Genomic DNA, 25,377 nt, shown 5'->3' on the forward strand with positions numbered 1-25,377 from the left:
CCGCCCGAGGGACTCGGACGGGTCGGTGTGTGGAGCTCTGGACTACTTGGACTTGCGGGCCCGGCTCGCGATCTTGGCCCGCTCGTTCTGGTCGAGGATGACCTTGCGGATCCGGACCGTCTCGGGGGTGACCTCGACGCACTCGTCGTCGCGGCAGAACTCCAGGCACTGCTCGAGCGAGAGCTTCTTCGGCGGGATGAGCTTCTCGAAGTTGTCGGAGGTGGCGGACCGGATGTTGGTCTGCTGCTTCTCCTTGGTGATGTTGACGTCCATGTCGTCGGCGCGGGAGTTCTCGCCGACGATCATGCCCTCGTAGACCTCGGTGGTCGGCTCGACGAACATGACGCCGCGCTCCTGCAGCGAGGTCATGGCGTACGCCGTGGCGGCACCCTTGCGGTCGGCGACGAGCGAGCCGTTGTTGCGGCTGCGGATCTCGCCGGCCCACGGCTCGTAGCCCTCGGAGATGTGGTGGGCGATGCCGGTGCCGCGGGTGTCGGTGAGGAACTCCGTGCGGAAGCCGATCAGGCCGCGGGCGGGGACCAGGAACTCCATGCGGACCCAGCCGGTGCCGTGGTTGGTCATCTGCTCCATGCGGCCCTTGCGGACGGCCAGCAGCTCGGTGATCGCGCCGAGGTACTCCTCCGGCGCGTCGATCGTCAGGCGCTCCACGGGCTCGTGGACCTTGCCGTCGACCTCCTTGGTGACGACCTGCGGCTTGCCGACGGTCAGCTCGAAGCCCTCGCGACGCATCTGCTCGACCAGGATGGCCAGCGCCAGCTCGCCGCGGCCCTGCACCTCCCACGCGTCGGGACGCTCGGTCGGGAGGATCCGCAGCGACACGTTGCCGATGAGCTCGGAGTCGAGGCGGTCCTTGACGAGGCGGGCGGTGACCTTGGAGCCCTTGACCCGGCCGACCAGCGGCGAGGTGTTGGTGCCGATGGTCATCGAGATGGCCGGCTCGTCGACGTGGATGAGCGGCAGCGCCTTCGGGTTCTCCGGGTCGGCGAGGGTTTCGCCGATGGTGATGTCCGGGATGCCCGCGATGGCCACGATGTCGCCGGGGCCGGCGGACTCGCCGGGCTTGCGCTCGAGGCCCTCGGTGACGAGGAGCTCGGTGATGCGGACGTTCTTGGAGGTGCCGTCGCGGCGGATCCACGCGACGGTCTGGCCCTTCTTCAGGTGGCCCTGGTGGATGCGCAGCAGCGCGAGGCGACCGAGGAACGGCGAGGAGTCGAGGTTGGTGACGTGGGCCTGGAGCGGCGCGCCCTCGTCGTACGTCGGAGCGGGGATCGTCTCGAGGATCGTCTTGAACAGCGGCTCGAGGTCGGGGGAGTCCGGCAGCTCGCCGTTCTCGGGCGCCTCGAGGCCGGCGACACCGGCGCGGCCGGAGGCGTAGACGACCGGGAAGTCGAGCGCGTCCTGGCTGTGGTGCTCGTCGAGCAGGTCCATGAACAGCTCGTAGGTCTCGTCGACGACCTCGGCGATCCGGGCGTCACCGCGGTCGGTCTTGTTCACGACCAGGATGACCGGCATGTCGGCGTTGAGCGCCTTGCGCAGCACGAAGCGGGTCTGGGGGAGCGGGCCCTCGGACGCGTCGACGAGGAGCACGATGCCGTCGACCATGGACAGGCCGCGCTCGACCTCGCCACCGAAGTCGGCGTGGCCCGGGGTGTCGATGATGTTGATCGTCATCGGCTTGCCCTCGGCCGCGGCACCCGCGTAGTGGATCGCGGTGTTCTTCGCGAGGATGGTGATGCCCTTCTCGCGCTCGAGGTCACCGGAGTCCATGACCCGGTCCCCGACACCCTCGGCCTGGTGCTCGGTGAACGCGCCGCCCTGGCGGAGCATGGCGTCGACGAGCGTGGTCTTGCCGTGGTCGACGTGCGCGACGATGGCGACGTTGCGCAGGTCGGTGCGGAGAGTGTTTCCAGTCATGGGGAGGTACGACGTCACTTTCAGTGGCGGGTGCGGACGGGCCGAAGGCCTCGTCGAGTCTACGGCGCCGGGCGCTCGGCCCTCGCATCGCCGGTTACCGTCGGACCATGCCCCAGATCGCGACCACCGACCGTGTCGAGCTGCCCGCGCTGCTCGACTTCGTCCGCCCGCGCCACCGGATGACGCTCGTCACCACCCGCCGCGACGGCCGCCCGCAGCTCTCGCCCGTGTCGGGCGGGGTGTCCGCGTCGGGCGCCATCGTCATCTCGACCTACCCCGACCGCGCCAAGGCGGTGAACCTCCGCCGCGACCCGTCCGCGTCGGTGCTCGTGCACTCCGACGAGTGGAACGACCCCTACGTGCAGGTCGACGGGACCGCCGAGGTGCTGGACATGCCGTCGCAGGAGGCGGAGGACGCGCTGGTGGAGTACTTCCGGTGCATCTCCGGCGAGCACCCGGACTGGGCGGAGTACCGCGAGGCGATGCGTCGCCAGGGCAAGTCGCTGATCCGGATCACGCCGACGTCGTGGGGGCCGATCGCGACCGGCGGCTTCCCGCCGGACCGGGCACCGTCCGCATGACGTTCGCGCCGTCGGGGTCGCCGGGCCCGTCGGGTCCGTCGTCGCTCGTGCGGGTCCGGCGGACCGGCGGGTTCGCCGGCCGTGTCGCCGAGGCGTCCCTCGACCTGGACGGCGACGACCCGCGGGTCGACGAGGCACGGGCCCTGCTGGCGGCGATCGACGTACGACGTCTGCGTGGGGGTGACCCGCACCCGGACATGTTCATCTACGCCTTCGACCTGGCCGGGCCGCGGGTGACCGTGCCGGAGCAGCTGCTGACCGAGGAGCTGCGGCGGCTGGTGGAGCTGGTGTTGGGATAGTCCGTCACCTTTTGGTTGTGGAAAGTCGATCTCCACAACCAAAAGGTGACGGACTACCGCCCCGTCAGGCTCAGCCCAGGGCCCGGTCCAGCGCCGCCTCGACGTGGAGGGAGGTGCAGGGGAAGACCGGCAGGTCGACGTCGGCCTGCTTGATGAGCAGCTCGAGCTCGGTGCAGCCGAGGAGTACGCCGGCGGCGCCGGCGTCCCACAGCTCCTCGACGATCGAGACGACCCGGCGGCGGGTGCGGTCGAGCACGTGGCCGTGCACGAGCTCCTCGTAGATCGCCGCGTTGAGCCAGTCGTGGTGCTCCTGGGCCGGGACGATCGCGGTCACGCCGTGCTGGGCGAGCCGGTCGATGAAGAAGCCGTCCTCCATCGCGACCTTGGTGCCGATGAAGCCGACCTTGGTGACGCCCTGGGCCTGGCAGGCCTCCGCGACCACGTCGGCGAGGTGGATGAGCGGGATGCCGACGGCCGCCTCGACCTGGTCGGCGACCTTGTGGAAGGTCGTGGTGCACAGCAGCAGGAAGTCCGCGCCTGCCCGCTCCACCCCCCGCGCGGCGTCGGCGAGCAGCTCGCCGATCTGCGGCCAGCGCTGGCCGTCCTCGAGGTCGGTCAGCTCCGCGAAGTCGACGGTGCTCAGCACGAGCCGCGGCGAGGAGAGCCCGCCGAGCCGCTTCTGCACGCCCAGGTTGAGGTCGCGGTAGTAGACCGCGCTGCTCTCCCAGCTCATCCCGCCGACAAGTCCGATGGTCTGCATCCGGCCAGTCTTGCACCACCGACGGGGTCGGTCCGCCGGACGGTCACCGGGTGGTCTCGACCCGCCGTCGCGACCTCCTTCGTCGGTCGCGGGCTCGCTCGACCTCCACCGCGTGAGGCCTTCGCGAGCTCAGGCCTCGCGGTGGACCTTGTGCTGGGCGGCCTGGGCGCGCGGGCGGATCACGAGCTCGTCGATGTTGACGTGGCTGGGACGGGTCGCGATCCACGAGATGGCGTCGGCGACGTCCTCGGCGACGAGGGGGTCGGGTACGCCGGCGTACACCGCGTCCGCCTTCGCCCGGTCGCCGTCGAAGCGAACCAGGGAGAACTCGTCGGTGCGGACCATGCCGGGCGCGATCTCCGAGACCCGGATCGGCTCGCCGCACAGCTCGAGCCGCAGCGTCTCGGTGACGACCTGGGTGCCGTGCTTGGCTGCGGTGTAGCCGCCGCCGCCCTCGTAGGCGATGCGGCCGGCCGTCGAGCCGACGTTGACGATCAGGCCGTCGCCGCTCGCACGTAGGGCCGGGAGCAGTGCCTGGGTGACGTGCAGGACGCCGAGGACGTTCACCTCGTACATCGCCCGCCAGTCCGCCGGGTCGGCCGTCTCCACCGTGCCGGACCCGAACGCCCCGCCGGCGTTGTTGACCAGCACGCTCAGCTCCTCGCCCACGGTCGCGGCCAGCGTGGCCACCGACGCGGGGTCCGTGACGTCGCAGGCGACCGCGACCCCGCCGATCTCGGCGGCCAGCTCCTCGATCCGGTCGCGGCGCCGCGCGGCGCACACGACCCGGAAGCCCTCGGCCGCGAGGGCCCGGGCGGTGGCGGCGCCGATGCCGCTGCTGGCCCCGGTCACGACGGCGGTGCGGGAATCCGTTCGGTCAGCGGTGACAGGTGTGGCGGGAGTGGTCGTCATGCCTGAGATTCTGCCGGGGCCGTGGTGGCACGCGGCAGCGCGGTGGCAGTATGGCCCGTTGATCCTCCGTGTCTCACCCTGAAGTTGGAGCTCCATGGACCTGCGCCTCATCGCTCGCTGGGCGGGCCTTGTCGGAGGGCTCATGTGGGTCCTTCGCTGGGTCCTGGACCTCGCCGGCACCTCCGGCGGCGCCCTCGATGCCCTCCACTGGGCGGGACTCGTCCTGCTCGCCCTCGCCCTCGCCGGCACCGGCGCCGCGCTCGTCAGCACGTCGGCGCCCTGGCTCCGCGCGATCGTCGCGGTGGCCTACCCGGTGCTCGTCTGGTCGGTGCTCGAGGTGCTGCACCCCGCCGCCAGCCCCGAGTCGGTCGACGGCGCCTTCGGCCTGGTGGTCCTCGTGCTCTTCGGCGTGATGCTGGTCCGGTCGCGACCGGACGAGAAGCCCGCGCCGAAGGCGAAGAAGGTCGCCGACCCCAAGCCGGGCGCCCGCCGGGCCTCGCGTGGCACGCGCTCCACGGGGTCGCACGCCCGCTAGGCGTGATGCCCGGCAACGGCCCGGGAATGGTCGGGACGCCCGAGTGGTTCACAGTGGTTGGGCCCGTGTTGCGCGGACGCCCGGAGACCGAAGGAGCCACGTGGACCGCATCAGGCGACTGGCGATGATCAGCCTGCACACCTCCCCGCTCGACCAGCCGGGGATCGGCGATGCCGGCGGCATGAACGTCTACGTGATCGAGCTGTCCCGCAGGCTCGCCCAGCAGGGCATCGAGGTCGACATCTTCACCCGCGCCACCAGCTCCACGCTGCCGCCCGTCGTGGAGGCCTTCGACGGCGTCCAGGTGCGACACATCCACGCCGGCCCGTTCGAGGGGCTCACCAAGGGCGAGCTGCCCGGCCAGCTGTGCGTCTTCGCCCGCGAGGTGCTGCGCGCCGAGGCCGCCCACCCGGTGGGCCACTACGACGCGGTCCACTCCCACTACTGGCTCTCCGGCCAGGTCGGCGCGCTGGCCCGCGACCGCTGGGGCGTCCCGCTGGTGCACACGATGCACACGATGGCCAAGGTCAAGAACGACGCCCTCGCCACCGGCGACACCCCCGAGCCGACCGCCCGGATCATCGGCGAGGAGCAGGTCGTCGAGGCCGCGGACATGCTGATCGCCAACACCGACATCGAGGCCAAGCAGCTGATCAACCTGTACGACGCCGACCCGGGCCGGGTCGAGGTCGTGCACCCCGGTGTCGACCTGTCGGTGTTCCGGCCGGTCGAGCAGGCCGCCGCCCGGGCCGCGCTCGGGCTGCCGCAGGACGCCCACGTGCTGCTCTTCGCCGGCCGGATCCAGCCGCTCAAGGCGCCCGACGTGCTGCTCCGCGCCGTCGCCGAGCTGCTCGCCCAGACCCCCTCGCTGCGTTCCCAGCTGGTCGTCCCGGTCGTCGGCGGCCCCTCCGGCACGGGCCTGGAGCACCCCGAGTCGCTGGCCCAGCTCGCCGACGAGCTCGGCCTGACCGACGTGGTGCGGTTCGTCCCGCCGGTCGCCCAGGACGAGCTGGCCCGGTGGTACGCCGCGGCCACGGCGGTCGCCGTACCGTCCTACAACGAGTCGTTCGGCCTGGTCGCCGTCGAGGCGCAGGCCGCCGGCACCCCCGTCCTCGCCGCCGCCGTCGGTGGGCTGCCGACCGTCGTCCGCGACGGCCACAGCGGCCTGCTGATCGACAGCCACGAGCCCCGCGACTGGGCCGCCGCGCTGCGCCGCGTCATCGAGGACCCCGCGCTGCGGGTGCGCCTTGAGGCGGGCGCGCTGGAGCAGGCGCGCCGGTTCGCGTGGGAGCGCACGGCCGAGCGGACCCTCGAGGTCTACGAGCGCGCCGCTGCCCTCATGGCACAGTCTGTGTCGTGAACGACGCACACCAGGTCATCCGCGACTACCTGACCGACAACGAGATCGAGTACGACGAGGTGGCCGACGGCCTCTTCTCGTTCTCGCTGCCGGGGGAGAAGAAGCTCCAGACCGCGGTCCGGCTCGACGTCGGCGGCCACGCGCTCGGCGTGCACGCCTTCGTCTGCCGCAAGCCCGACGAGAACCACGAGCGCGTCTACCGGTGGCTGCTGGAGCGCAACCTGAAGATGTACGCCGTCTCGTTCGCCGTCGACCGGCTCGGCGACATCTACCTCGACGGGCGGTTGCCGCTCTCGGCCGTCACGCCCGACGAGCTCGACCGGCTGCTGGGGTCGGTGCTGTCCAACGCCGACGAGTCGTTCAACGCGATCCTCGAGCTCGGTTTCGCCTCCTCCATCCGCAAGGAGTGGGAGTGGCGCAAGCTGCGCGGGGAGTCGACGAAGAACCTCGAGGCGTTCCGCGGCTGGCTGGAGGCCGGCGACGAGCCGGACGCCGCCGTCAACGACTGACCAGCACCGCCAGGAACGCCAGCAGGGCCGGTGCCGCCTGCACGACCAGGATGCGTCGGCTGACCGTCACCGCGCCGTAGGCGCCGGCGACGATCACGCAGGCGAGGAAGAACAGCTTCACGTCGGTCCGGTCGTCGACGAGGCCCCAGACGAGGCCGGCGACGAGGAAGCCGTTGTAGAGGCCCTGGTTGGCCGCGAGCGCCTTGCTCTCCTCGGCGAACCCCGGCTCGAGGCCGAAGACCTTGCGCCCCGTGGGCGTGGTCCACAGGAACATCTCGAGGACGAGGAAGTACAGGTGCAGCGCGGCCACCAGGCCGACCAGGACGTTGGCGACGATGCTCACGCCCGCAGCATGGCAGGACTACGCCGGCTGTGGCTGCTCATCGGCGAGCGTGCGCTTCTTGCGCCGCGCGAGCGAGACGCCGACCAGGGCGAGCGCGCCCCCGGCGTACGCCATGGCGGGCGGTGCCTCGCCGAGGAAGAGCACGCCCATCACGATGGTCAGCGGCGGCACGAGGTAGGTCGTCACGCCGAGGCTGCTGGCGCTCATGTGGTTGAGGGCGAAGGCGTAGGTCGTGAAGGCGATCGCGGTCGGGAAGACCCCGAGGTAGACCACCCACAGGATCGAGCTGGCCGGGGCGTCGGCGGTCTCGCGGACCAGGTCGCCGGCGAACGGCAGGCAGGCGATCGCGCCGACCGTGCAGGCCAGCCACGTGATGTGGACGGCCTTGTGGCGCGAGACGAGCGGCTTCTGCAGGATCACGCTGACGGAGTAGACGACCGCGCTGACGATGCAGAGCACCACGCCCAGCACGTCGCGGTTGCCGCCGGGCGAGGTGGACAGCGCGATCAGGGCGACGCCGCCGAACGCCAGCGCGAGGCCGACCGCGAGGTAGACGGTGAAGCGCTCGGAGAGGAACAGGGCCGCGAGCAGCGCGATCAGGACCGGGGAGACCTGGATGAGCATCGCGGCGGTGCCGGCGTCGACGCGGCGCTCGCCCTCGTTGAGCGCGACGTTGTAGACGCCGAACCACAGCACGCCGATCACCACGACCCGGACCAGGTCGCCGCGGCTGAGGTGGGGTCGGCCGCGGGTGAGCGCCGCGACCCCGAGGCAGATCGCGCCGACCAGGAGCCGGCCGAGCGAGAGGGAGCCGGGGGTGAAGTCGTCGCCGAGGTAGCGGATCGCGACGAACGCCGAGGCCCACAGCAGCAGGGTGACCCCGACCGCCGCGACCGGCAGCCACGGCGCCGTCACGGGTGCGGCGTCGTGGGGGTCGGTCGGGGTGGTCTGCGGGGTGCCAGGAGTGCTGGCCGCGCCCGTCGTCGTACTCGTCACGGCTCCAGCCTAGGGATGCCCACCGACACCCGACACGCGGTTATCGGACCTGTATGCGCAACATCCGGCCATCGGTCCGGGCGGCTGGAATCACCGGTTGACCGGTGAAACTGGACGTTCTGGAGGGTTGCAACCCTCCAGAACGTACGGGAACGCCGGTGAACCGGCGATCCCGACCGGGCGAGTGGGACCGGCTCAGAGGTCGAGCTTGTAGCCCAGCCCGCGCACGGTGACGAGGAACTTCGGCTCGCTCGGGTCGGGCTCGAGCTTGGCGCGCAGCCGCTTGACGTGTACGTCGAGGGTCTTGGTGTCGCCGACGTAGTCGGAGCCCCAGACCCGGTCGATGAGCTGGCCGCGGGTCAGCACCCGGCCGGGGTTGCGCAGGAACATCTCGAGGAGCTCGAACTCCTTGAGCGGCAGCCGCTGCTGCTGGCCGTCGACGGTCACGACGTGCCGCTCGACGTCCATCCGCACGGGCCCGGCCTCGAGGGTGACGGGCGACAGGTCGGGGTCCTGGCCGCGGCGGAGCACGGCCCGGATCCGGGCCACCAGCTCGCGCGGGGAGTAGGGCTTGGTGACGTAGTCGTCGGCGCCGAGCTCGAGGCCGACCACCTTGTCGACCTCGTCGTCCTTGGCGCTGACCATGATCACCGGCACGTTGGACGTGGCCCGGATCTGCCGGCACACCTCGGTGCCGGGGATGCCGGGCAGCATCAGGTCGAGCAGGACGATGTCGGCACCGTTGCGGTCGAACTCCGTGAGGGCGGCGTTGCCGTCGGCGGCGATCGCGACCTCGAAGCCCTCCTTGCGCAGCATGTACGCCAGGGCGTCGCTGTAGCTCTCTTCGTCCTCGACGACGAGTACACGGGTCACAGGAGTGCCTCCTGGTTGAAGGTGCTGGAGAGGTGCCTCGGCAGCGTCAAGGTGAAGGTAGACCCCTGCCCCTCGACGGACCAGACACGTACGTCGCCCCCGTGGGTGGCGGCGACGTGCTTGACGATGGACAGGCCGAGCCCGGTGCCGCCGGTGGAGCGGTGGCGAGCCGGGTCGACCCGGTAGAAGCGCTCGAAGATGCGGTCCATCTCGGTCTCGGGGATGCCGATCCCCTGGTCGACCACCGAGATCTCGACGGTCCGCTCGTCTGCCTTGGCGGTGACGAGGACGGTCGAGTCGTTGCCGGAGTAGGACACGGCGTTGGCGACCAGGTTGGCGACCGCGGCGGTGACCTGCTCCTGGCTGCCGTAGACCTCGAGGCCGTGCACCCCGCCGGTGACGACCTGGATGCGCTTGGAGTCGGCGTCGATCGCGCTGGTGTCCACGGCGACCGAGATAACGTCGTCGAGCGAGACCGGCATCGGCGCCTCGAGCGGGTCGTCGCCCTGGAGGCGGGACAGCTCGATGACCTGCTGGACCAGGCGCGAGAGGCGGTCGCTCTCGGTGAGCATCCGGCCGGCGAAGCGCTTGACGGCCTCGGGGTCGTCGGCGGCGTCGCCCACGGCCTCGGCCAGCAGGCGGATGGCGCCGACGGGCGTCTTCAGCTCGTGGCTCACGTTGGCCACGAAGTCGCGACGTACGGCCTCGACACGGCGCTCGCGGGTGCGGTCCTCCACCAGCGCCAGCACGAGGCGCGACCCGAGGGGCGCGACGCGGGCGGTGACGTGGCGCGAGGGCATCCCGGAGCGGGACATCAGCAGCTCGGTCTCGCGGATCTGGCCGTCGCGGCGGACCTGCCGGACCAGCTCGGCGAGGTCCTCCGACAGCAGGGAGGTGCCCCGCACCAGGCCCAGGGCGTACGCCGGCGCGGAGGCCTTCAGGACGACGTCGCCGTCGTCGACCACGACCGCGCTGCTGCGCAGGACCGAGAGCACGGTGGCCACGCCCGCGGGGACCACGGGCTCCTCGACCGGGGGTATGCGGTACTGCTGGCGGTCGCTGACGTGCCACGCCAGGACGGCACCGCCCGCGACGACGGCCCCGATCAGCGCGGCCAGGAACGCCTGCGTCGTCGGATCCACACCGCGATCGTACGCAGGGTTTCACCGCGAGTTCGCCCACGGGAGCCGGGCTTCCGAACGTTCATGCCGCGTTCACGCTTCGACGTCATCCGGACACCTTGCACAAGTAGCCTGCTGTTCATGCGTGAGGCTTTCCATGAACAGCTCGACACCGTCTTCGACGACCTCGCCGGCATCTGCAAGCTGGTGGAGGAAGCCGTGGCCGGTGCCACCGAGGCGCTCCTGACCGGGAACGCCGAGCTCGCCGAGAGGGTGATCAGCGCCGACGTCGCGATCGACCGGGCGCGCGAGAAGGTCGAGGACCAGGCGTTCTCGCTGCTCTCCCTGCAGCAGCCGGTCGCCGGCGACCTCCGCACGATCATCGCCGCGCTGCGGATGGTCAGCGAGCTCGAGCGGATGGGCGACCTGTCCGTCCACGTCGCCAAGATCGCCCGCCTGCGCGTGCCCAACGTCGCCGTGCCCGAGGAGATCCGGCCGACCATGAGCCGGATGGCCGAGGTCGCCGAGGACATGGTCTCCCGCGTCTCCCAGATCATCACCGGCCGCGACGTCGAGGCCGCCATCGCGCTCGGTCGCGACGACGAAGAGATGGACCAGCTCCGTCGTACGTCGTTCGTCGAGCTGCTCGCCGACGACTGGAGCCACGGCGTCGAGGCCGCGGTCGACATCGCGCTGCTCGGCCGCTACTACGAGCGGATCGCCGACCACGCGGTGTCGGTGGCCAACCGGATCGTCTTCGTCGTCACGGGCACCAACCCGCGCTCGGTCGACGCCTGAGGGCGTGACCCCTCAGCGGCCCTGGCTCGCCACGGCCGCGGCGGCGGCTGCGGCCGCCTCCGGGTCGAGGTACTCACCGCCGGCGACGGTGGGCTTCAGCTCCTCGTCGAGGCGGTAGACCAGCGGCATCCCCGTGGGGATGTTGAGGCCGGCGATGTCCTCGTCGCTGATGCCGTCGAGGTGCTTGACGATCGCGCGCAGGCTGTTGCCGTGGGCGGCGATCAGCACCGTGTTGCCGTCGGTCAGGTCCGGGACGATGTCGGACTGCCAGTAGGGCAGCATCCGCGCGATGACGTCCTTGAGGCACTCGGTGCGCGGCATCTCGTCGCCGAGGTCGGCGTAGCGCGGGTCGCCGGCCTGCGACCACTCGTTGTCGTCGTCGAGCGGGGGCGGCGGCACGTCGAAGCTGCGGCGCCAGAGCATGAACTGCTCCTCGCCGAACTCCGCCAGCGTCTGCTTCTTGTCCTTGCCCTGCAGGGCGCCGTAGTGGCGCTCGTTGAGGCGCCAGGAGCGACGTACGGGGATCCAGTGGCGGTCCGCGGCGTCCAGTGCGAGCGCGGCGGTGTTGATCGCGCGCCGCTGCAGCGAGGTGTGGACGACGTCGGGCAGGAGTCCGGCCTCGCGCAGCTGCTCGCCGCCGCGGACGGCCTCGTCGCGGCCCTTGTCGGTCAGGGCGACGTCCACCCAGCCCGTGAAGAGGTTCTTGGCGTTCCACTCGCTCTCGCCGTGGCGGAGCAGGATCAGGGTGTAGGTCACGTGGAGCTCCCGGTCAGCTGGTGGGGGAGGCGGACTCCGACGGCGACGCGGTGTCGCTCGCCCCGGAGCTCGCGGAGTCGTCCAGGCCGGCGTAGTCGCCGTCCGCGCGGACGACAGGGACCTTCATGATGACCCGCTCGCCGTCGCCGAACACGATGGTGACGGGGAGGAAGTCGCCGGCCTTGAAGGTGCCCGAGATCGGGATGCCGCCGACGTTGGCGAGGTTGACCAGGCCGCCGGCCGGGACCTTGATCGGCGAGAAGGAGCCGGGCTGGAGCGTGTTGCCGTCAGCGCCGGCCAGCGACTCGACGGTCGCCTCCTGGTCGACGTTGTTGTTGGCGAAGGAGGCGATGAACGTGCCGCTGTCGTCCTGGGCCGAGACCACGACGGCCGCGAGCACGTCGACCGAGGCGTCACGGTTGTTGACGCCGGCCGCCGGGGTGTAGACGCGGTCGGTGGCGTAGTTGAACCCACACGAGGTGAGGACGGGCGTCGCGGCGAGCACGAGCGCGCTCGCGGTGAGCGCGATGTTGCGTCGGAGGAGCATCTTCAGGCCTTCGCAGGTCGTCGGCGGTTGCGTGGCCACATGCTAGCGGGCCGCTACTGCGAGAGTCCGACCGCGTTCCCGGTGATGAGCAGGGCGACCAGCACCGCGCCCGTCCAGACCGACGAGAGCACCAGCAGGCGGGTGGCGCCGATCCTCAGCGCGACCCGCAGCGGCAGGTGGCGCAGGCCGTCCTCGTTGTCGGCGACCAGGCCCGGCAGCGCCCGCAGGAAGTGCACGCCGACGCCCAGCAGCGCCGCCAGCACGGTGATCGCGATCTCCGGCGGGTTGCCCTTGAAGTCGCCGCCCCAGCCGCCGTAGGAGAGGAACGCCGGGAAGAGCGCGTACGACGCGGCCCAGGGCAGCCAGGACAGCAGCCCCCGGCGCAGCACGACGTTGCCGAGCAGGCCGATCGCCATCGCCAGCAGGAACGCGCTGCCGGCGGTGATGCCGTTGGAGAGCGAGAGCGGGATCACGAGCAGGACGCCGCAGGCCAGCGCGAACCAGACGGTGCCGGCGTCGAGGGTGCCGAGAGCGATCGGCTTGCCGGCCGCGTCGTGGCGCGCGTCGCGCCGGGCATCGACCAGGTCGTTGTGCCAGCCCAGGATCGCCTGGCCGACGAGGGCGGTCACGAAGACGAGCCCCAGCTCGCGGCTGGTGCGCCCGGCCAGGGCCGCGGCGCCGGCGATCCCGGCGGCCGTGATCAGGGCCTGGCGGGGGTGGGCGGTGCGGAGCAGGAGGATGGGGCCGAGGTTGGCCACCGACAGTCGGCGCTCGGCGCGACGCTGCGGCTGGGGGGCCGCGGCGACGGGCGAGACGAGCGGCTCGGTGGCCGTGATCGTGCCGTAGTCGCCGACCGGCCCCGGCGGGAGCTGCTGCTCCGGCGTACCGGCGTCGTCCGGGCTCTCGGGCGAGGTGTCCCGCGAGCGGCGGAGGCGTCGGGTCAGGGCCATGCCCGCAGTATCCGTCACGGGGCGCCGTCAGGGCTGCATTCGGGCGTCACAGCCCGTGGCGGCCGTCACGGACGACCCCGGCCACCATACGAGGAGGGGTTCTGTCAAGCCCGCATTGTGGCCCTGACCTGCACAAACGTCGTCGGGGCACCTTCGGGGACGTGTTAGACTAGTCACCTAGGAAGGGGTACCTGACACATGACTTTCACCGTCGGCGAAACGGTTGTCTATCCAAATCACGGGGCCGCAGTCATCGAGGACATCGAGATGCGGACGATCAAGGGAGAGGACCGGCAGTACCTCGTTCTGCGGATCGTCGCCCAGCAGGACCTGGTCGTGCGCGTGCCGGCCTGCAACCTCGACCTGGTCGGGGTTCGCGACGTCGTGGACAAGGAGGGCCTCGACCGCGTGTTCGACGTCCTGCGTGCCGCGCACGTCGAGGAGCCGACCAACTGGTCGCGTCGTTACAAGGCCAATCTCGAGAAGCTGCACAGCGGCGACGTCATGAAGGTCGCCGAGGTCGTGCGTGACCTCTGGCGCCGCGAGCGTGACCGCGGCCTGTCGGCCGGCGAGAAGCGGATGCTGGCCAAGGCGCGCCAGATCCTCGTCTCCGAGCTGGCCCTGGCCGAGCACACCAACGAGGACAAGGCCGAGGCCATCCTCGACGAGGTGCTCGCTTCCTGATCCCTCTCGGTGATCGAGCTTGTCGAGATCGATGCCCCCGGGTCCATCCCGGGGGCATCGTGCATTTCCGGGGACCTCGGGGGCTTACCTTGTGGGGGAGATGACCCACGATCCGTTCGACGCCCCCGACGTCCCGCCCGCCCTCGGCTCCGTGGTCGAGGCCGACCGCGGCTCGCTGCCGTTCGCGCTGATCCACGGCGAGGCGCTGGTGACCTGCGCCGTCTGGGGTCTCGGCGACTCCGGCGTGACGCCCGTCGACCTCGGCACCGAGTGGGCCGGGCTGGTCGACTCCGGCGAGCCGTTCGTGCTGCACGACGCGCTCTGCCCGATGACCCCCGCCGCGTTCATCGCCTCCTGCCTGGTCACCGCCGTCGAGCGCGACGTGGTGGTCGTCGGCGTGCGGCCCGTGACCGACACCGTCAAGGTGGTCGCCGACGGTGTCGTCGGGTCGACCGTGGACCGGTCCGCCCTGGTGTCCGTCGCGTCGCCGATCGTGCTGCCGCCGTCCGTCGTGGCCGCCCTCGACGGGCTCCCGACCCTGGACTTCGCCGACCTCGTCGACACGTTGCGGGAGCGGTTCACCGTCGAGCTCGTCGAGGCGCCCCCCACTGCCCGGCGGGTGGCCTCGCTGGAGGACGTGCGGGTGCTCGAGGCGCTGACGTCGGGATAGTCCGCGATGGGGGGATAGTCCGTCACCTATTGGTTGTGGACAGTCGATATCCACAACCAATAGGTGACGGACTATCCCGACAGCCGCTCCGCCAGCGCCACGTCCTCGGGGAACGTGATCTTGAGGTTGGCCGGGCTGGAGGGGACGGCGGCGACGGTGAACCCGGGGTCGGCGTAGCGCTCCAGGCAGGCCGCGGTGTCGGTGCCCTCGAAGCCGTCGGCATCGGCCGCCCGGTAGGCGGCGAGGAGGTCCGGGGCGCGGAAGGCCTGCGGGGTCTGCACGCCGACGAGCTCGCCGGCGGGGACGACCACGGAGGGGTCGCGGGCCAGCAGGTGACCGAGTGGTACGACGGGGATCGCCCCGCCTGACTCGCGCGCGGCCGCGATGGTGTCGGCGAGGAGCGACGTACCGGACAGCGGGCGGGCGCCGTCGTGGATGGCCACCACGTCGATGGCGCCGGACTCGATCTCGGGGACCAGCGCGCGCAGCGCGTTCCACTCCGAGGCGTGCCGGGTCTCGCCGCCGGCGAGGACGACCACCTCGCCGTCCCCGAGGTACGGCGCCACCGCGGCCGCCACGGCCTCCTGCTCGTCGGCGCGGACCACGAGCACGACCCGGGCCACGCCGGGGAGCGCCAGCGCGTCGCGCACCGACCAGGCGACCACCGGGGCGTCGCCCAGCGGCAGCAGCACCTTGTTGACCTCGGCGCCGACGCGGGTGCCGGACCCGGCGGCGAGGACGACGACGGCAGCAGGCATGCGCCGGAGTGTACGGAGCGTCCCCGGGCCGTGAGGCCGTGAGGGTTGTGAGGTCGTGAGGACAAGTTGATGTTTCCGAGAAACCTGCGTGCACGGATGCGAAACGTCGGCTCCCGAGAGTGGGGGACACACCCCGAAACCCCCACCAGGAGCACCCATGTCCGTGACCGCACCCCCGGCCGCGCCGCACACCGGACGGCGTACCGGCCGCTGGATCGACGACTGGCGCCCCGAGGACCCCGAGTTCTGGGAGTCCACCGGCGCCCCCGTCGCCCGCCGCAACCTGATCTGGTCCATCCTCGCCGAGCACCTCGGCTTCTCCGTCTGGCTGTTCTGGAGCGTCAGCGCGGCGCTGCTGGTCAAGGTCGGCTTCGAGTTCTCGGTCTCGCAGCTCTTCCTGCTCGTCGCCGTGCCCAACCTGGTCGGGTCGCTGCTGCGGCTGCCCTACACGTTCGCGGTGCCGAAGTTCGGCGGCCGCAACTGGACGGTCGTCAGCGCACTGCTCCTCCTGGTCCCGACGCTGCTGTTCGCGACCGCCGTCCAGGACCCGACCACGCCGTACTGGGTCTTCCTGCTGATCGCCGCCACCGCGGGCGTCGGCGGCGGCAACTTCGCCTCGTCGATGGCCAACATCAACTTCTTCTACCCGGCCAAGCGCAAGGGCCTCGCGCTCGGGCTCAACGCCGCCGGCGGCAACATCGGCGTCGCGGTCCTGCAGCTCGGGCTGCCGATCGTGGTCGGCGGCGCCGGCCTCTTCGGCCTCGTCAAGGCCAGCACCGGCGGGATGCACCTCGAGCGCGCCGGCTACCTCTACGCCGCCCTCGCCGTGGTCGCCGCGATCATGGCGTACTTCTTCATGGACAACCTGTCCTCGGCCCGCTCCAACGCGAGGGACGTCGCCTCGGTCGTCACGCACAAGCACACCTGGGTGGTCTCGTTCCTCTACATCGGCACGTTCGGCTCGTTCATCGGCTACTCCGCGGCACTGCCGCTGCTGATCAAGCTGGAGTTCTTCGTCCCCGAGCCGCTCCCGACCGGCACCGGCATCAACTTCGCCTACTACGCCTTCCTCGGCGCGCTCGTCGGCTCGATCACGCGGCCGTTCGGCGGCTGGCTCGCCGACAAGTACGGCGGCGCCCGCGTCACCCTCGCGACGTTCGGCGCCATGATCCTCGGCACCCTCGGGGTGCTGTGGACCGTCACCCAGCTCGCCCCCAACCCGACCGCCGACCCGGCGATCGCCCTCGACAACAAGTCGATGTTCCCGCTGTTCCTCGTGGCGTTCCTCTTCGTCTTCGCCGCGACCGGCATCGGCAACGGGTCGACCTTCCGGATGATCCCGGCGATCTGGAAGCGCGACACGAAGAAGTCCTCGGCCGTCATCGGCATCGCCTCGGCGGTGGGCGCGCTCGGCGGCTTCCTGATCCCGCTGGCCTTCGGCGCCCCGTGGATCGACAACCCGGTCGAGTCGGTGAAGACGGCGTTCGGCGTGTTCACCGCCTTCTACGTCGTGTGCCTGGTCGTCACCTGGGCGGTCTACGTCCGCAAGGCGTCCGTCGCCAGGGTCGCCGGCCTCGCCGACGCCCGCATCTGAGTCTCGACAGGCTCGACCACCGAAAGACCGGCTGACCACCGAACGACGTAGGAGACCTCCGATGACCGAGACCCACTGCCCCTACTGCTCGCTGCAGTGCGGGATGCGGCTGACGGGTCGCCGGTCGCCGGAGGTCTCCGCGTGGGAGGAGTTCCCCGTCAACGAGGGCGGGCTGTGCCGCAAGGGCTGGAACGCCGCCGGCCTCTACAACAACCGCGACCGGCTGACCACGCCGCTGGTGCGGGACCGGGCGACGGGCGAGTTTCGGCCGGTGAGCTGGGACGAGGCGCTCGACACCATCGCGGAGAAGCTCACGGCGCTCAAGGCCGAGCACGGCCCGGACAGCGTCGCCGTCTTCGGCGGCGGCGGGCTGACCAACGAGAAGGCCTACCAGCTCGGCAAGTTCGCCCGGGTCGCGCTCGGCACCAGCCAGATCGACTACAACGGCCGCTGGTGCATGAGCTCGGCCGCCTCCGCCGGCACCCGCGCCTTCGGCCTGGACCGCGGCCTGCCCTTCCCGCTCAAGGACCTCGAGCAGACCGACGTGGCCGTCCTCGTCGGCTCCAACCTCGCGGAGACCATGCCCCCGGCGGCCCGCCACCTCGACGCCCTGCGCGAGCGCGGCGGCACGGTCGTGGTCATCGACCCCCGCCGCACCGCCACCGCCGACCGGGCCGACGTCGTCCTCCAGCCCGTCCCCGGCACCGACCTGGCCCTCGCCCTGGGCGTCCTGCACCTGCTGGTCGCGGGCGGCCACGTCGACGAGCAGTACGTCGCGGACCGCACCACCGGCTTCGAGGACGTCCGCCGCTCGGTCGCCTCGTGGTGGCCCGAGCGGGTCGAGCGGGTGACCGGCGTGCCGGCCGCCGAGGTGCGCGCCATCGCGCAATTGCTGGGAAGTGCGCGCAAGGTCATGGTCCTCACCGCCCGCGGCGCCGAGCAGCACAGCCAGGGCAGCGACACCGTCCTGGCCTGGATCAACGTGGCGCTCGCGCTGGGCCAGTGCGGCACGACGTACGGCGGCTACGGCTGCCTCACCGGCCAGGGCAACGGCCAGGGTGGCCGCGAGCACGGCCAGAAGGCCGACCAGCTGCCCGGCTACCGGATGATCGACGACCCGGCCGCCCGCGAGCACGTCGCCGGCGTCTGGGGCGTGCCGCCGGAGTCGCTGCCCGGCAAGGGACGGTCGGCCTACGAGCTCCTCGACGCCCTCGGCACCGAGGCCGGGCCGAAGGCGATGCTGGTCTTCGGCAGCAACATCGTCGTCTCGGCCCCCAACGCCAGCCACGTCACCCGCCGGCTGGAGTCGCTCGACCTGCTCGTCGTCGCCGACATCGTGCTCTCGGAGACCGCCGCGATCGCCGACGTCGTGCTGCCGGTGACCCAGTGGGCCGAGGAGACCGGCACCATGACCAACCTCGAGGGCCGGGTCATCCTGCGTCGCCGGGCGATCACCCCGCCCAGCGGCGTGCGCAGCGACCTCGAGGTCCTCCAGGGGCTGGCCAAGCGCCTGGACTCGCCGATCCCGTTCGAGACCGACCCGGAGGAGATCTTCGCCGAGCTCGGGCTGGCCACGCGCGGCGGCAAGGCCGACTACTCCGGCATCACCTACGCCCGGATCGCCGAGGAGATGGGCGTGTTCTGGCCGTGCCCGGTCTCGACAGGCTCGACCACCGAAGACGGCTCGACCAACGAGAAGCACCCCGGCACGCCGCGGATGTTCCTCGAGGAGTTCGCCACCCCCGACGGGCGGGCCCGCTTCCACGCCGTCGAGCACCGCGGCGCCGCCGAGCAGCCCGACGCGGACTACCCCGTCCACCTCACGACCGGCCGGGTGCTCGCGCAGTACCAGTCCGGCGCCCAGACCCGCCGCGTCCGCGACCTCCCCGACACCGGCGCCTTCGTCGAGATGCACCCGATGCTGGCCGGCCGGATCGGCGCCGCGGACGGCGCGACCGTCCGGGTCACCACCCGTCGCGGCACGATGACCGCCCCGGCCCGGGTCGTCGACACGATCCGCCCCGACACCGTCTTCGTGCCGTTCCACTGGGTCGGCGCCAACCGGCTCACCAACGACGCCCTCGACCCCGCCAGCCGGATGCCCGAGTTCAAGGTCTGCGCCGCGGCGGTGACGACATGAGTCTCGACAAGCTCGACCACCGGGACAAGCTCGACCACCGGGAAAGACTCGACCACCGGGAAAGACTCGTGGTCATCGGCAACGGCATGGCCGCCACCCGCCTGGTCGAGGAGCTGACGGTCCGCGGGTACGCCGGCGACGTCACCGTCCTCGGCGACGAGCCCGTGCCGGCGTACAACCGGATCCTGCTCAGCGCCGTCCTCGAGGGCACCCACTCCCGCGGCGCGATCACGCTGCGCGAGGGGTACGCCGGCAACGTCACCGTCCGCACCGGCAGCCGCGTCCTGGAGATCGACCGCGAGGCCGGCGAGGTGATGCTCGTCGACGGCGAGCGCCTGGGCTACGACCGGCTCGTGCTGGCCACCGGCAGCATCCCCACCCTGCCGCCGATCCGCGGCCTGGTCCGGATGGACGGCCAGCTGCACCCGAAGGTGCACGCCTTCCGCAGCCTGGCAGACTGCGACCGGCTCGACGCGGCCATTGCCTCGGGGTCTCGGCAGGCTCGACCAACGGGGCAGGCTCGACCAACGAGGGGAGTCGTGGTCGGCGGCGGGCTGCTCGGCCTCCAGGTGGCCCGCGCGCTGACGCTCCGCGGCGTGGCGACCGAGGTCGTCGAGGGCACCGAGCACCTGCTCTCCAGCCAGGTCGGCGAGCCGGGCGGCAAGGTCCTGGCCCGCGACCTCAAGCGGCTTGGCACCGAGGTCTACACCGGCACCCGCGCCGTCCGGCTCACCGACGACGGCCTGGTCCTGGACAACGGCTACACCCTCGAGACCGACCTCGTCGTCCTCACCGCCGGCGGCCGCCCCTCGACCGCCCTCGCTCGCCGCGCCGGCCTGATGGTGCGCCGCGGCGTCGTCATCGACGGCTCGCTCGCCTCGGTCACCGACGACCGCATCCACGCGATCGGCGACTGCGCCGAGCACCGCGGCGTGACCACGGGCTTCGTGCCCCCGGCCTGGGAGCAGGCGGGCGTCCTCGCCGACCACCTCACCGGCTCCGACGCGGCCTACGCCGGGTCCCGCAACGTCGCCCGGCTGCGCGCCACCGGGCTCGACGTCGCGGTGCTGGGCGACCCCGAGCACACCGACGGCGAGGTCGTGGAGATGACCAACCCGCTCGCCGGCACCTTCCGCAAGCTCGTCGTGCGCGACGGCGTCATCGTGGCCGCCGCCCTGGTCGGCGACCTGTCCCGGATCGGCTTGATCACCCAGCTCTACGACCGGCACACGGTGCTCGGCCCGCACGAGCCCGGCGAGCTGCTCGCCCCCGAGTCGCCGGCCGCGCCGGTCGTCCTCACCGACGACGCCGAGGTCTGCGCCTGCGCGGGCGTCAGCGCCGGCCGGATCCGCGCCTGCGCCGACCTCGACGGGGTCCGTGCGAGCACCCGCGCCACCACCGGCTGCGGAGGCTGCACGCAGGTCGTCCAGCGGCTCCTCGAGCCGGCCGGCGCCGCGGATCGTTTTCACGCCCGAAACATGACGAAACAGCCCAACAACACAGTCGACCTACCGTCGACGCATCCCGGAAGGACCTCCCGATGACGCACCTCCGCAAGACCCTGGTCGTGGTCGGCCACGGCATGGTCGGTCACCGCCTCGTCCAGGCTGCCGTGGAGCGCGGGCTCACCGAGACCTACGACGTGGTCGTCGTGGGGGAGGAGCCGCGGCCGGCGTACGACCGGGTCGCCCTGACGTCCTTCTTCTCCGTCGAGAGCGCCGACGAGCTCTCGCTGCTGCCCGAGGGCCGGTACGACGACCCCCGCGTCCGGCTCGTGCTCGGCACGTCGGTCACCGGGCTGGACCGTGAGACCCGCAAGGTGGTGCTCTCCGACGGCGAGGTGATCGGCTACGACGCGCTGGTGCTGGCCACCGGCGCGGCGCCGTTCGTGCCGCCGATCGAGGGCCGCGACCAGGACGGCTGCTTCGTCTACCGCACGATCGAGGACCTCGAGGCGATCCGGGAGGCGTCCGCCACGGCCACCCGCGGCATCGTCATCGGCGGCGGCCTGCTCGGCCTCGAGGCGGCCAACGCGCTGGTGCAGCTCGGCCTGGAGACCCATGTCGTCGAGATGGCGCCCCGGCTGATGCCGGTCCAGCTCGACCAGGCCGCCGGCAGCACGCTGGTGCGGCACATCGAGAAGCTCGGCGTCACCGTCCACACCGGTGCGGCCACGAAGGGGATCCTCGGCGACGGCCGGGTCACCGGCCTCGAGACCGCTGACGGCACGATCGAGGCCGAGATCGTGGTCTTCTCCGCCGGCATCCGGCCCCGTGACCAGCTGGCCCGCGACTGCGGCCTCGACGTCGCCGAGCGCGGCGGGGTCCTGGTCGACGAGCAGTGCCGCACCTCCGACGAGCACGTCTTCGCGGTCGGCGAGTGCGCGGCGCCGGGCGGGACGATGTACGGCCTCGTGGCCCCCGGCTACGCCATGGCCGAGGTCGTCGTCGACGCGCTGCTGGCCGGACCGGGCACGTTCACCGGCGCCGACATGTCCACCAAGCTGAAGCTGCTCGGGGTCGACGTGGCGTCCTTCGGCGACGCGTTCGCGGCCACCGAGGGCTCCCTCGAGCTGGTCTTCGCCGACGCGGTCGCCGGCATCTACAAGAAGCTCGTCGTGAGCGAGGACGGCACCCGGCTGCTGGGCGGCATCCTGGTGGGCGATGCCTCGGCGTACGGCATCCTCCGCCCGATGGTCGCGACCGGGACCAACCCCGGCATCGAGCTCCCCGCCAACCCCGAGGACCTGATCCTGCCGGCCTCCCGCGGCGCCGGCACGACCGCCGGCGTGGTCGGGATGCCCGACGAGGCGGTCGTCTGCTCGTGCAACAACGTCTGCAAGGGCGACGTGCTCGCCGCCGCGGCGGACGACACCACCACCCGCGCCGGCTCGACGTGCGGCTCCTGCAAGCCGATGGTCAAGGCCTTGATCGAGGACTTCTACGCGTCGCAGGGCCGGGTCGTCGACAAGGGCCTGTGCGAGCACTTCTCGCTGACCCGGCAGGAGCTCTTCGACCTCGTGGCCGTCCACGGCTACCGCCGCTTCGACGACATCGTCGAGGCCCACGGCAAGGGTCGCGGCTGCGACGTGTGCAAGCCGGCGATCGCGAGCATCCTGGCCAGCCAGTTCAACGGGCACGTGCTCGACCACGAGACCACCGCGCTCCAGGACACCAACGACGCCTTCCTCGCCAACATCCAGCGCAACGGCACCTACTCGGTCGTGCCGCGCATCCCCGGCGGCGAGATCACCCCCGAGAAGCTCATCGTGATCGGCGAGGTGGCCCGGGACTTCGGGCTCTACACCAAGATCACCGGCGGCCAGCGGATCGACCTGTTCGGCGCCCGGATGGAGGAGCTGCCCGCGATCTGGCAGCGGCTCGTCGACGCCGGCTTCGAGTCCGGCCACGCCTACGGCAAGGCGCTGCGGACGGTGAAGTCCTGCGTCGGCTCGACCTGGTGCCGCTACGGCGTCCAGGACTCCGTCGGGCTCGCGATCGCCCTCGAGCTGCGCTACCGGGGCCTGCGCTCGCCGCACAAGCTCAAGGGCGGCGTCAGCGGCTGCGCCCGCGAGTGCGCGGAGGCGCGCGGCAAGGACTTCGGCGTGATCGCCACCGAGAAGGGCTGGAACCTGTACGTCGGCGGCAACGGCGGCGCCACCCCGGCCCACGCCCGGCTGCTGGCGGGTGACCTCGACACCGAGACGCTGCTGCGCTACCTCGACCGCTTCCTCATGTACTACATCCGCACCGCCGACCGGCTGCAGCGCACGGCGCCCTGGATCGACTCCCTCGAGGGTGGCCTCGAGCGGGTCCGCGAGGTCGTCGTCGAGGACTCCCTCGGCCTCGGCGCCGAGCTCGAGGACGCCATGGCGCGCCACGTCGGCTCCTACTTCGACGAGTGGAAGGCGACCCTGGAGGACCCGGAGAAGATCGCCCGCTTCGTCTCCTTCGTCAACGCCCCCGGGGTCCCGGACCCCAACATCACGTTCTCCACCGAGCGCGGCCAGATCAAGCCCGAGACCAGCGCCGAGCCCGTCGTGCTCGGCCCGACCATCCCCGTGGGAGCGCCATGACCGCCCTGTCCACGCCGCGAGGCGGCACCGAGGAGTGGCAGCCCGTCTGCCGGGTCGTCGAGCTCGAGGTCGAGCGCGGGGCCACCGCCCTGGTGCACGGGCAGGCGGTCGCCATCTTCCGCACCCACGACGACACCGTCTACGCGCTGGGCAACCACGACCCCTTCGCCAAGGCCTCGGTCCTGGCGCGGGGCATCGTGGGCACCCGCGGCGACGTGCCGTTCGTCGCCTCGCCGATGCACAAGCACGCGTTCGACCTGCGGACCGGGCGCTGCCTGGACGACCAGCACGTCTCGGTGCCGGCGTACGACGTGCGCGTGGTCGAGGGCGTCGTGCTCGTGGGGCACCGCAAGCCGGACGCGGCATGACCAGCGCGCCCGCCGACCGTCCGCTCGACGGCTTCCTCATCGGGGTCACCGCTGCTCGCAAGGTCGAGGAGCAGGTGGCCCTGCTGGAGCGTCGTGGGGCGCGGGTCGAGTGGGCGCCGGCGCTGTCGCAGGACCCCAACCACGTCGACGACGACCAGCTGCGCGCCGCCACCGAGGACGTGCTCGCGCGGCCGGTCGACATGTTCCTGGCCACGACCGGGGTCGGGATGAAGGCGTGGTTCGGAGCGGCCGAGCGGTGGGGGATGCTCGAGGACCTGGTCGCCACGATCGGCCGGGCCGAGATCCTGGCGCGTGGTCCCAAGAGCGTCGGCGCGCTGCGCCGACAGGGGTTGCGCGAGCTGTGGGCGCCGGAGTCGGAGTGCTTCGAGGACGTGCTCGCCCACCTGCGCGGCCGGGACCTGTCCGGGCTGCGGATCGTGGTGCAGGAGCACGGCCAGTCGCTGTCGATGGCCTCGCACGCGCTGCGCCGGCAGGGCGCCGACGTCACCGTCGTGACGGTCTACCGCGTCGCCAGCGCGGAGGACCCGGCCCCGATGTTCCGGATGGTCGACCTGATCGCCGACCGCAAGCTCGACGCGGTCACCTTCACCTCCGCCCCGGCGGTGGCGGCCCTGATGGACGCGGCCGGCGTGACGGGCCGCCGGGACGCCGTCGCGGCGGCGTTCCAGGCCGACGTGGTCGCCACCTGCGTGGGGCCGGTGACGGCCGCGGCGTTCGAGCTGTGGGGCGTCCCGACGATCCAGCCGTCGCGGTCGCGGCTCGCCGCCATGATCAAGCTGATGGAGACCGAGCTCCCGGCCCGCCGCTCGGGCACCGCGATCCCCGTCGCCGGCCACCTGCTCGTCCTGCACGGCGACACCGTGCTGCTCGACGGCGTCGAGGTGCGGATGTCGGCCGGGCCGCTCGCGGTGCTGCAACGGCTCGCGGTCAACCCCGGCCACGTCGTGTCCCGGCAGGAGCTGCTGTGTGCGCTGCCCGGCGGTGCGTCCGGCTCCGAGCACGCCGTGGAGATGGCGGTCGCGCGCGTGCGGGCCGCCATCGGGACCAGGCTCGTGCAGACCGTGGTCAAGCGCGGCTACAGGCTGGCCCCATGACCGCCCCACGGCTCGTGACCGTCGCGCACGGCACCCGGCACGCCCCCGGCAACGAGGTCGCCCGACAGGTGACCGAGCGCGCCGGCGAGCTGCTCGGGATCTCCGCGACCACCTCGTTCGTGGAGCTGGCCGCCCCGCTGCTGCGGACCGTGATGACCGCGTCGTACGGGCCGACCGTGGTCGTGCCGCTCCTGCTCTCGACCGGCCACCACGTCCGCCACGACCTGCCCGCGATGGCCGCGCTGTCGCCCCGGTCCGTCGAGATCACCCCGGCCCTGGGGCCGCACCCGCTGCTCGCGGCCGCGCAGGCCGCCCGGCTGATCGCCGCCGGCGCCCGGCCCGGCCAGCCGGTCGTGCTCGTGGCCGCCGGGTCCACCGACCCCGCGGCCGACGACGACCTCGCGCGGGCCGCCGAGCTGCTGTCGCGGACCTGGGCCGGACCGGTCACCGTCGCCACGCTGTCGGGGCGCGGCCGTCGCCCGGCCGAGGTGGTGCGACGCGGGTCCGTCGTCTCGCCGTACCTCCTGGCCGACGGGCACTTCGCCGGCCGCGCGGCCACCGAGTCCCGAGCCGCCGGAGCCGGGGTCGTCGCCGACGTGATCGGCGCGCACCGGTTCGTCGCGGAGCTCGTCGCCCGGCGCTACCTCGCCTGGGCGGCCACCTCGTCGCGCCCGGCGACCGTCAGCGTCGCCTGACCG

General features: G+C 72.1%; 26 protein-coding genes. 15 read left to right on the top strand and 11 right to left on the bottom strand.

The features are described from left to right. Positions 1-42: 42 nt before the first annotated feature. Positions 43-1,935, bottom strand: coding sequence for a translational GTPase TypA (typA, locus tag EJF31_RS13415; protein WP_125037506.1), 1,893 nt, complete (start codon positions 1,933-1,935; stop codon positions 43-45). 107 nt (positions 1,936-2,042) lie between these two features. Here typA and EJF31_RS13420 point away from each other — a divergent pair, with 107 nt between their 5' ends. Both EJF31_RS13420 and EJF31_RS13425 read left to right on the top strand, forming a co-directional pair. After that, positions 2,043-2,516 carry a PPOX class F420-dependent oxidoreductase gene (locus tag EJF31_RS13420; protein WP_125037507.1) on the top strand — a complete coding sequence of 158 codons (474 nt, stop codon included), beginning with the start codon at positions 2,043-2,045 and terminating at the stop codon, positions 2,514-2,516. Next, positions 2,513-2,815, top strand: a complete 303-nt coding sequence (locus EJF31_RS13425) for a protealysin inhibitor emfourin (RefSeq protein ID WP_125037508.1) — start codon at positions 2,513-2,515, stop codon at positions 2,813-2,815. Before EJF31_RS13420 ends, EJF31_RS13425 begins: the two co-directional genes overlap by 4 nt. 70 nt (positions 2,816-2,885) lie before the next feature. Here EJF31_RS13425 and EJF31_RS13430 read toward each other — a convergent pair whose 3' ends face one another. Both EJF31_RS13430 and EJF31_RS13435 read right to left on the bottom strand, forming a co-directional pair. Next, a complete protein-coding gene (locus tag EJF31_RS13430; protein WP_125037509.1) occupies positions 2,886-3,575 on the bottom strand; it encodes an aspartate/glutamate racemase family protein in 690 nt (229 codons plus the stop codon). A 129-nt stretch (positions 3,576-3,704) separates the two neighbouring features. Next, on the bottom strand, positions 3,705-4,487 hold the full coding sequence (locus tag EJF31_RS13435; protein WP_125037510.1) for an SDR family oxidoreductase: 783 nt from the start codon (positions 4,485-4,487) through the stop codon (positions 3,705-3,707). Positions 4,488-4,581: 94 nt separating this feature from the next. Here EJF31_RS13435 and EJF31_RS13440 point away from each other — a divergent pair, with 94 nt between their 5' ends. The 3 genes from EJF31_RS13440 to EJF31_RS13450 all read left to right on the top strand — a co-directional run bounded on the left by EJF31_RS13440 (position 4,582) and on the right by EJF31_RS13450 (position 6,891). Next, on the top strand, positions 4,582-5,022 hold the full coding sequence (locus EJF31_RS13440; RefSeq protein WP_125037511.1) for a hypothetical protein: 441 nt from the start codon (positions 4,582-4,584) through the stop codon (positions 5,020-5,022). A gap of 124 nt (positions 5,023-5,146) precedes the next feature. Continuing rightward, on the top strand, positions 5,147-6,382 hold the full coding sequence (gene mshA / locus EJF31_RS13445; RefSeq protein ID WP_125037795.1) for a D-inositol-3-phosphate glycosyltransferase: 1,236 nt from the start codon (positions 5,147-5,149) through the stop codon (positions 6,380-6,382). Further along, entirely contained in the window at positions 6,379-6,891 is a 513-nt protein-coding gene (locus tag EJF31_RS13450) for a YbjN domain-containing protein (RefSeq protein WP_125037512.1), read from the top strand. Before mshA ends, EJF31_RS13450 begins: the two co-directional genes overlap by 4 nt. Here EJF31_RS13450 and EJF31_RS13455 read toward each other — a convergent pair. The 4 genes from EJF31_RS13455 to EJF31_RS13470 all read right to left on the bottom strand — a co-directional run bounded on the left by EJF31_RS13455 (position 6,881) and on the right by EJF31_RS13470 (position 10,245). After that, on the bottom strand, positions 6,881-7,234 hold the full coding sequence (locus EJF31_RS13455; protein WP_125037513.1) for a DUF1304 domain-containing protein: 354 nt from the start codon (positions 7,232-7,234) through the stop codon (positions 6,881-6,883). The two genes, EJF31_RS13450 and EJF31_RS13455, sit on opposite strands and share 11 nt — an antisense overlap. A gap of 18 nt (positions 7,235-7,252) precedes the next feature. After that, positions 7,253-8,230 (bottom strand): DMT family transporter, encoded by a 978-nt coding sequence (locus tag EJF31_RS13460; protein WP_260430828.1) that lies wholly within the window; start codon positions 8,228-8,230, stop codon positions 7,253-7,255. Between the two features lie 195 nt (positions 8,231-8,425). Further along, positions 8,426-9,103, bottom strand: a complete 678-nt coding sequence (locus EJF31_RS13465) for a response regulator transcription factor (RefSeq protein ID WP_125037514.1) — start codon at positions 9,101-9,103, stop codon at positions 8,426-8,428. Beyond that, entirely contained in the window at positions 9,100-10,245 is a 1,146-nt protein-coding gene (locus tag EJF31_RS13470) for a cell wall metabolism sensor histidine kinase WalK (RefSeq protein ID WP_125037515.1), read from the bottom strand. The genes EJF31_RS13465 and EJF31_RS13470 overlap by 4 nt, the downstream gene beginning before the upstream one ends. Positions 10,246-10,365: 120 nt before the next feature. Here EJF31_RS13470 and phoU point away from each other — a divergent pair, with 120 nt between their 5' ends. After that, entirely contained in the window at positions 10,366-11,022 is a 657-nt protein-coding gene (phoU, locus tag EJF31_RS13475; RefSeq protein WP_125037516.1) for a phosphate signaling complex protein PhoU, read from the top strand. 12 nt (positions 11,023-11,034) lie between these two features. On the opposite strand, the gene EJF31_RS13480 is transcribed toward phoU, so the two are convergent. The 3 genes from EJF31_RS13480 to EJF31_RS13490 are packed head-to-tail and all read right to left on the bottom strand — an operon-like array spanning position 11,035 to position 13,275. Next, a complete protein-coding gene (locus EJF31_RS13480; protein WP_125037517.1) occupies positions 11,035-11,778 on the bottom strand; it encodes a phosphoglyceromutase in 744 nt (247 codons plus the stop codon). Between the two features lie 13 nt (positions 11,779-11,791). After that, positions 11,792-12,325 (bottom strand): hypothetical protein, encoded by a 534-nt coding sequence (locus EJF31_RS13485; RefSeq protein ID WP_125037518.1) that lies wholly within the window; start codon positions 12,323-12,325, stop codon positions 11,792-11,794. Between the two features lie 53 nt (positions 12,326-12,378). Continuing rightward, positions 12,379-13,275, bottom strand: a complete 897-nt coding sequence (locus tag EJF31_RS13490; RefSeq protein WP_125037519.1) for a hypothetical protein — start codon at positions 13,273-13,275, stop codon at positions 12,379-12,381. A 198-nt stretch (positions 13,276-13,473) separates the two neighbouring features. On the opposite strand from EJF31_RS13490, the gene EJF31_RS13495 reads away from it, so the two are divergent. Beyond that, the gene (locus EJF31_RS13495; protein ID WP_125037520.1) at positions 13,474-13,959 is read left to right on the top strand and encodes a CarD family transcriptional regulator; all 486 of its coding nucleotides are present in this window, start codon (positions 13,474-13,476) and stop codon (positions 13,957-13,959) included. A 100-nt stretch (positions 13,960-14,059) separates the two neighbouring features. Then, the gene (locus EJF31_RS13500; RefSeq protein ID WP_125037521.1) at positions 14,060-14,629 is read left to right on the top strand and encodes a 2-C-methyl-D-erythritol 4-phosphate cytidylyltransferase; all 570 of its coding nucleotides are present in this window, start codon (positions 14,060-14,062) and stop codon (positions 14,627-14,629) included. Between the two features lie 71 nt (positions 14,630-14,700). Here the strand turns inward: EJF31_RS13500 and EJF31_RS13505 are convergent, their stop codons facing one another. Continuing rightward, positions 14,701-15,387, bottom strand: coding sequence for a 2-C-methyl-D-erythritol 4-phosphate cytidylyltransferase (locus EJF31_RS13505; RefSeq protein ID WP_125037522.1), 687 nt, complete (start codon positions 15,385-15,387; stop codon positions 14,701-14,703). 157 nt (positions 15,388-15,544) lie between these two features. Here EJF31_RS13505 and EJF31_RS13510 point away from each other — a divergent pair, with 157 nt between their 5' ends. The 7 genes from EJF31_RS13510 to EJF31_RS13540 all read left to right on the top strand — a co-directional run bounded on the left by EJF31_RS13510 (position 15,545) and on the right by EJF31_RS13540 (position 25,374). Continuing rightward, positions 15,545-16,981: an MFS transporter gene (locus tag EJF31_RS13510; protein ID WP_125037523.1), complete on the top strand. Its 1,437-nt coding sequence runs from the start codon at positions 15,545-15,547 to the stop codon at positions 16,979-16,981. A gap of 61 nt (positions 16,982-17,042) precedes the next feature. Then, complete coding sequence (locus EJF31_RS13515) at positions 17,043-19,121, top strand: molybdopterin oxidoreductase family protein (RefSeq protein WP_125037524.1); 2,079 nt, start codon at positions 17,043-17,045, stop codon at positions 19,119-19,121. Continuing rightward, positions 19,118-20,665 (top strand): FAD-dependent oxidoreductase, encoded by a 1,548-nt coding sequence (locus EJF31_RS13520; protein ID WP_125037525.1) that lies wholly within the window; start codon positions 19,118-19,120, stop codon positions 20,663-20,665. Before EJF31_RS13515 ends, EJF31_RS13520 begins: the two co-directional genes overlap by 4 nt. Next, positions 20,662-23,196: a nitrite reductase large subunit NirB gene (gene nirB / locus EJF31_RS13525; protein ID WP_125037526.1), complete on the top strand. Its 2,535-nt coding sequence runs from the start codon at positions 20,662-20,664 to the stop codon at positions 23,194-23,196. The genes EJF31_RS13520 and nirB overlap by 4 nt, the downstream gene beginning before the upstream one ends. Further along, positions 23,193-23,564 (top strand): nitrite reductase small subunit NirD, encoded by a 372-nt coding sequence (nirD, locus tag EJF31_RS13530; protein WP_125037527.1) that lies wholly within the window; start codon positions 23,193-23,195, stop codon positions 23,562-23,564. The genes nirB and nirD overlap by 4 nt, the downstream gene beginning before the upstream one ends. Next, positions 23,561-24,679, top strand: a complete 1,119-nt coding sequence (locus EJF31_RS13535; RefSeq protein ID WP_125037528.1) for a uroporphyrinogen-III synthase — start codon at positions 23,561-23,563, stop codon at positions 24,677-24,679. Before nirD ends, EJF31_RS13535 begins: the two co-directional genes overlap by 4 nt. Continuing rightward, the gene (locus tag EJF31_RS13540; protein ID WP_125037529.1) at positions 24,676-25,374 is read left to right on the top strand and encodes a sirohydrochlorin chelatase; all 699 of its coding nucleotides are present in this window, start codon (positions 24,676-24,678) and stop codon (positions 25,372-25,374) included. Before EJF31_RS13535 ends, EJF31_RS13540 begins: the two co-directional genes overlap by 4 nt. Positions 25,375-25,377: the final 3 nt, after the last annotated feature.

It is taken from the genome of Nocardioides sp. LS1 (assembly GCF_003865225.1).
GTDB classification, from domain to species: Bacteria; Actinomycetota; Actinomycetes; order Propionibacteriales; family Nocardioidaceae; genus Nocardioides; species Nocardioides ginsengisegetis.

Excerpts from the sequence above, each read along its gene's own strand:
- EJF31_RS13535 (WP_125037528.1), top strand. The coding sequence starts at position 23,561 with ATGACCAGCGCGCCCGCCGACCGTCCGCTCGACGGCTTCCTCATCGGG.
- nirD (WP_125037527.1), top strand. The coding sequence starts at position 23,193 with ATGACCGCCCTGTCCACGCCGCGAGGCGGCACCGAGGAGTGGCAGCCC.
- EJF31_RS13520 (WP_125037525.1), top strand. The coding sequence starts at position 19,118 with ATGAGTCTCGACAAGCTCGACCACCGGGACAAGCTCGACCACCGGGAA.
- EJF31_RS13505 (WP_125037522.1), bottom strand. The coding sequence starts at position 15,387 with ATGCCTGCTGCCGTCGTCGTCCTCGCCGCCGGGTCCGGCACCCGCGTC.
- EJF31_RS13510 (WP_125037523.1), top strand. The coding sequence starts at position 15,545 with ATGTCCGTGACCGCACCCCCGGCCGCGCCGCACACCGGACGGCGTACC.
- nirB (WP_125037526.1), top strand. The coding sequence starts at position 20,662 with ATGACGCACCTCCGCAAGACCCTGGTCGTGGTCGGCCACGGCATGGTC.
- EJF31_RS13515 (WP_125037524.1), top strand. The coding sequence starts at position 17,043 with ATGACCGAGACCCACTGCCCCTACTGCTCGCTGCAGTGCGGGATGCGG.
- EJF31_RS13440 (WP_125037511.1), top strand. The coding sequence starts at position 4,582 with ATGGACCTGCGCCTCATCGCTCGCTGGGCGGGCCTTGTCGGAGGGCTC.
- EJF31_RS13430 (WP_125037509.1), bottom strand. The coding sequence starts at position 3,575 with ATGCAGACCATCGGACTTGTCGGCGGGATGAGCTGGGAGAGCAGCGCG.
- EJF31_RS13490 (WP_125037519.1), bottom strand. The coding sequence starts at position 13,275 with ATGGCCCTGACCCGACGCCTCCGCCGCTCGCGGGACACCTCGCCCGAG.
- phoU (WP_125037516.1), top strand. The coding sequence starts at position 10,366 with ATGCGTGAGGCTTTCCATGAACAGCTCGACACCGTCTTCGACGACCTC.
- mshA (WP_125037795.1), top strand. The coding sequence starts at position 5,147 with ATGATCAGCCTGCACACCTCCCCGCTCGACCAGCCGGGGATCGGCGAT.
- EJF31_RS13500 (WP_125037521.1), top strand. The coding sequence starts at position 14,060 with ATGACCCACGATCCGTTCGACGCCCCCGACGTCCCGCCCGCCCTCGGC.
- typA (WP_125037506.1), bottom strand. The coding sequence starts at position 1,935 with ATGACTGGAAACACTCTCCGCACCGACCTGCGCAACGTCGCCATCGTC.
- EJF31_RS13420 (WP_125037507.1), top strand. The coding sequence starts at position 2,043 with ATGCCCCAGATCGCGACCACCGACCGTGTCGAGCTGCCCGCGCTGCTC.
- EJF31_RS13425 (WP_125037508.1), top strand. The coding sequence starts at position 2,513 with ATGACGTTCGCGCCGTCGGGGTCGCCGGGCCCGTCGGGTCCGTCGTCG.
- EJF31_RS13495 (WP_125037520.1), top strand. The coding sequence starts at position 13,474 with ATGACTTTCACCGTCGGCGAAACGGTTGTCTATCCAAATCACGGGGCC.
- EJF31_RS13485 (WP_125037518.1), bottom strand. The coding sequence starts at position 12,325 with ATGCTCCTCCGACGCAACATCGCGCTCACCGCGAGCGCGCTCGTGCTC.
- EJF31_RS13540 (WP_125037529.1), top strand. The coding sequence starts at position 24,676 with ATGACCGCCCCACGGCTCGTGACCGTCGCGCACGGCACCCGGCACGCC.
- EJF31_RS13435 (WP_125037510.1), bottom strand. The coding sequence starts at position 4,487 with ATGACGACCACTCCCGCCACACCTGTCACCGCTGACCGAACGGATTCC.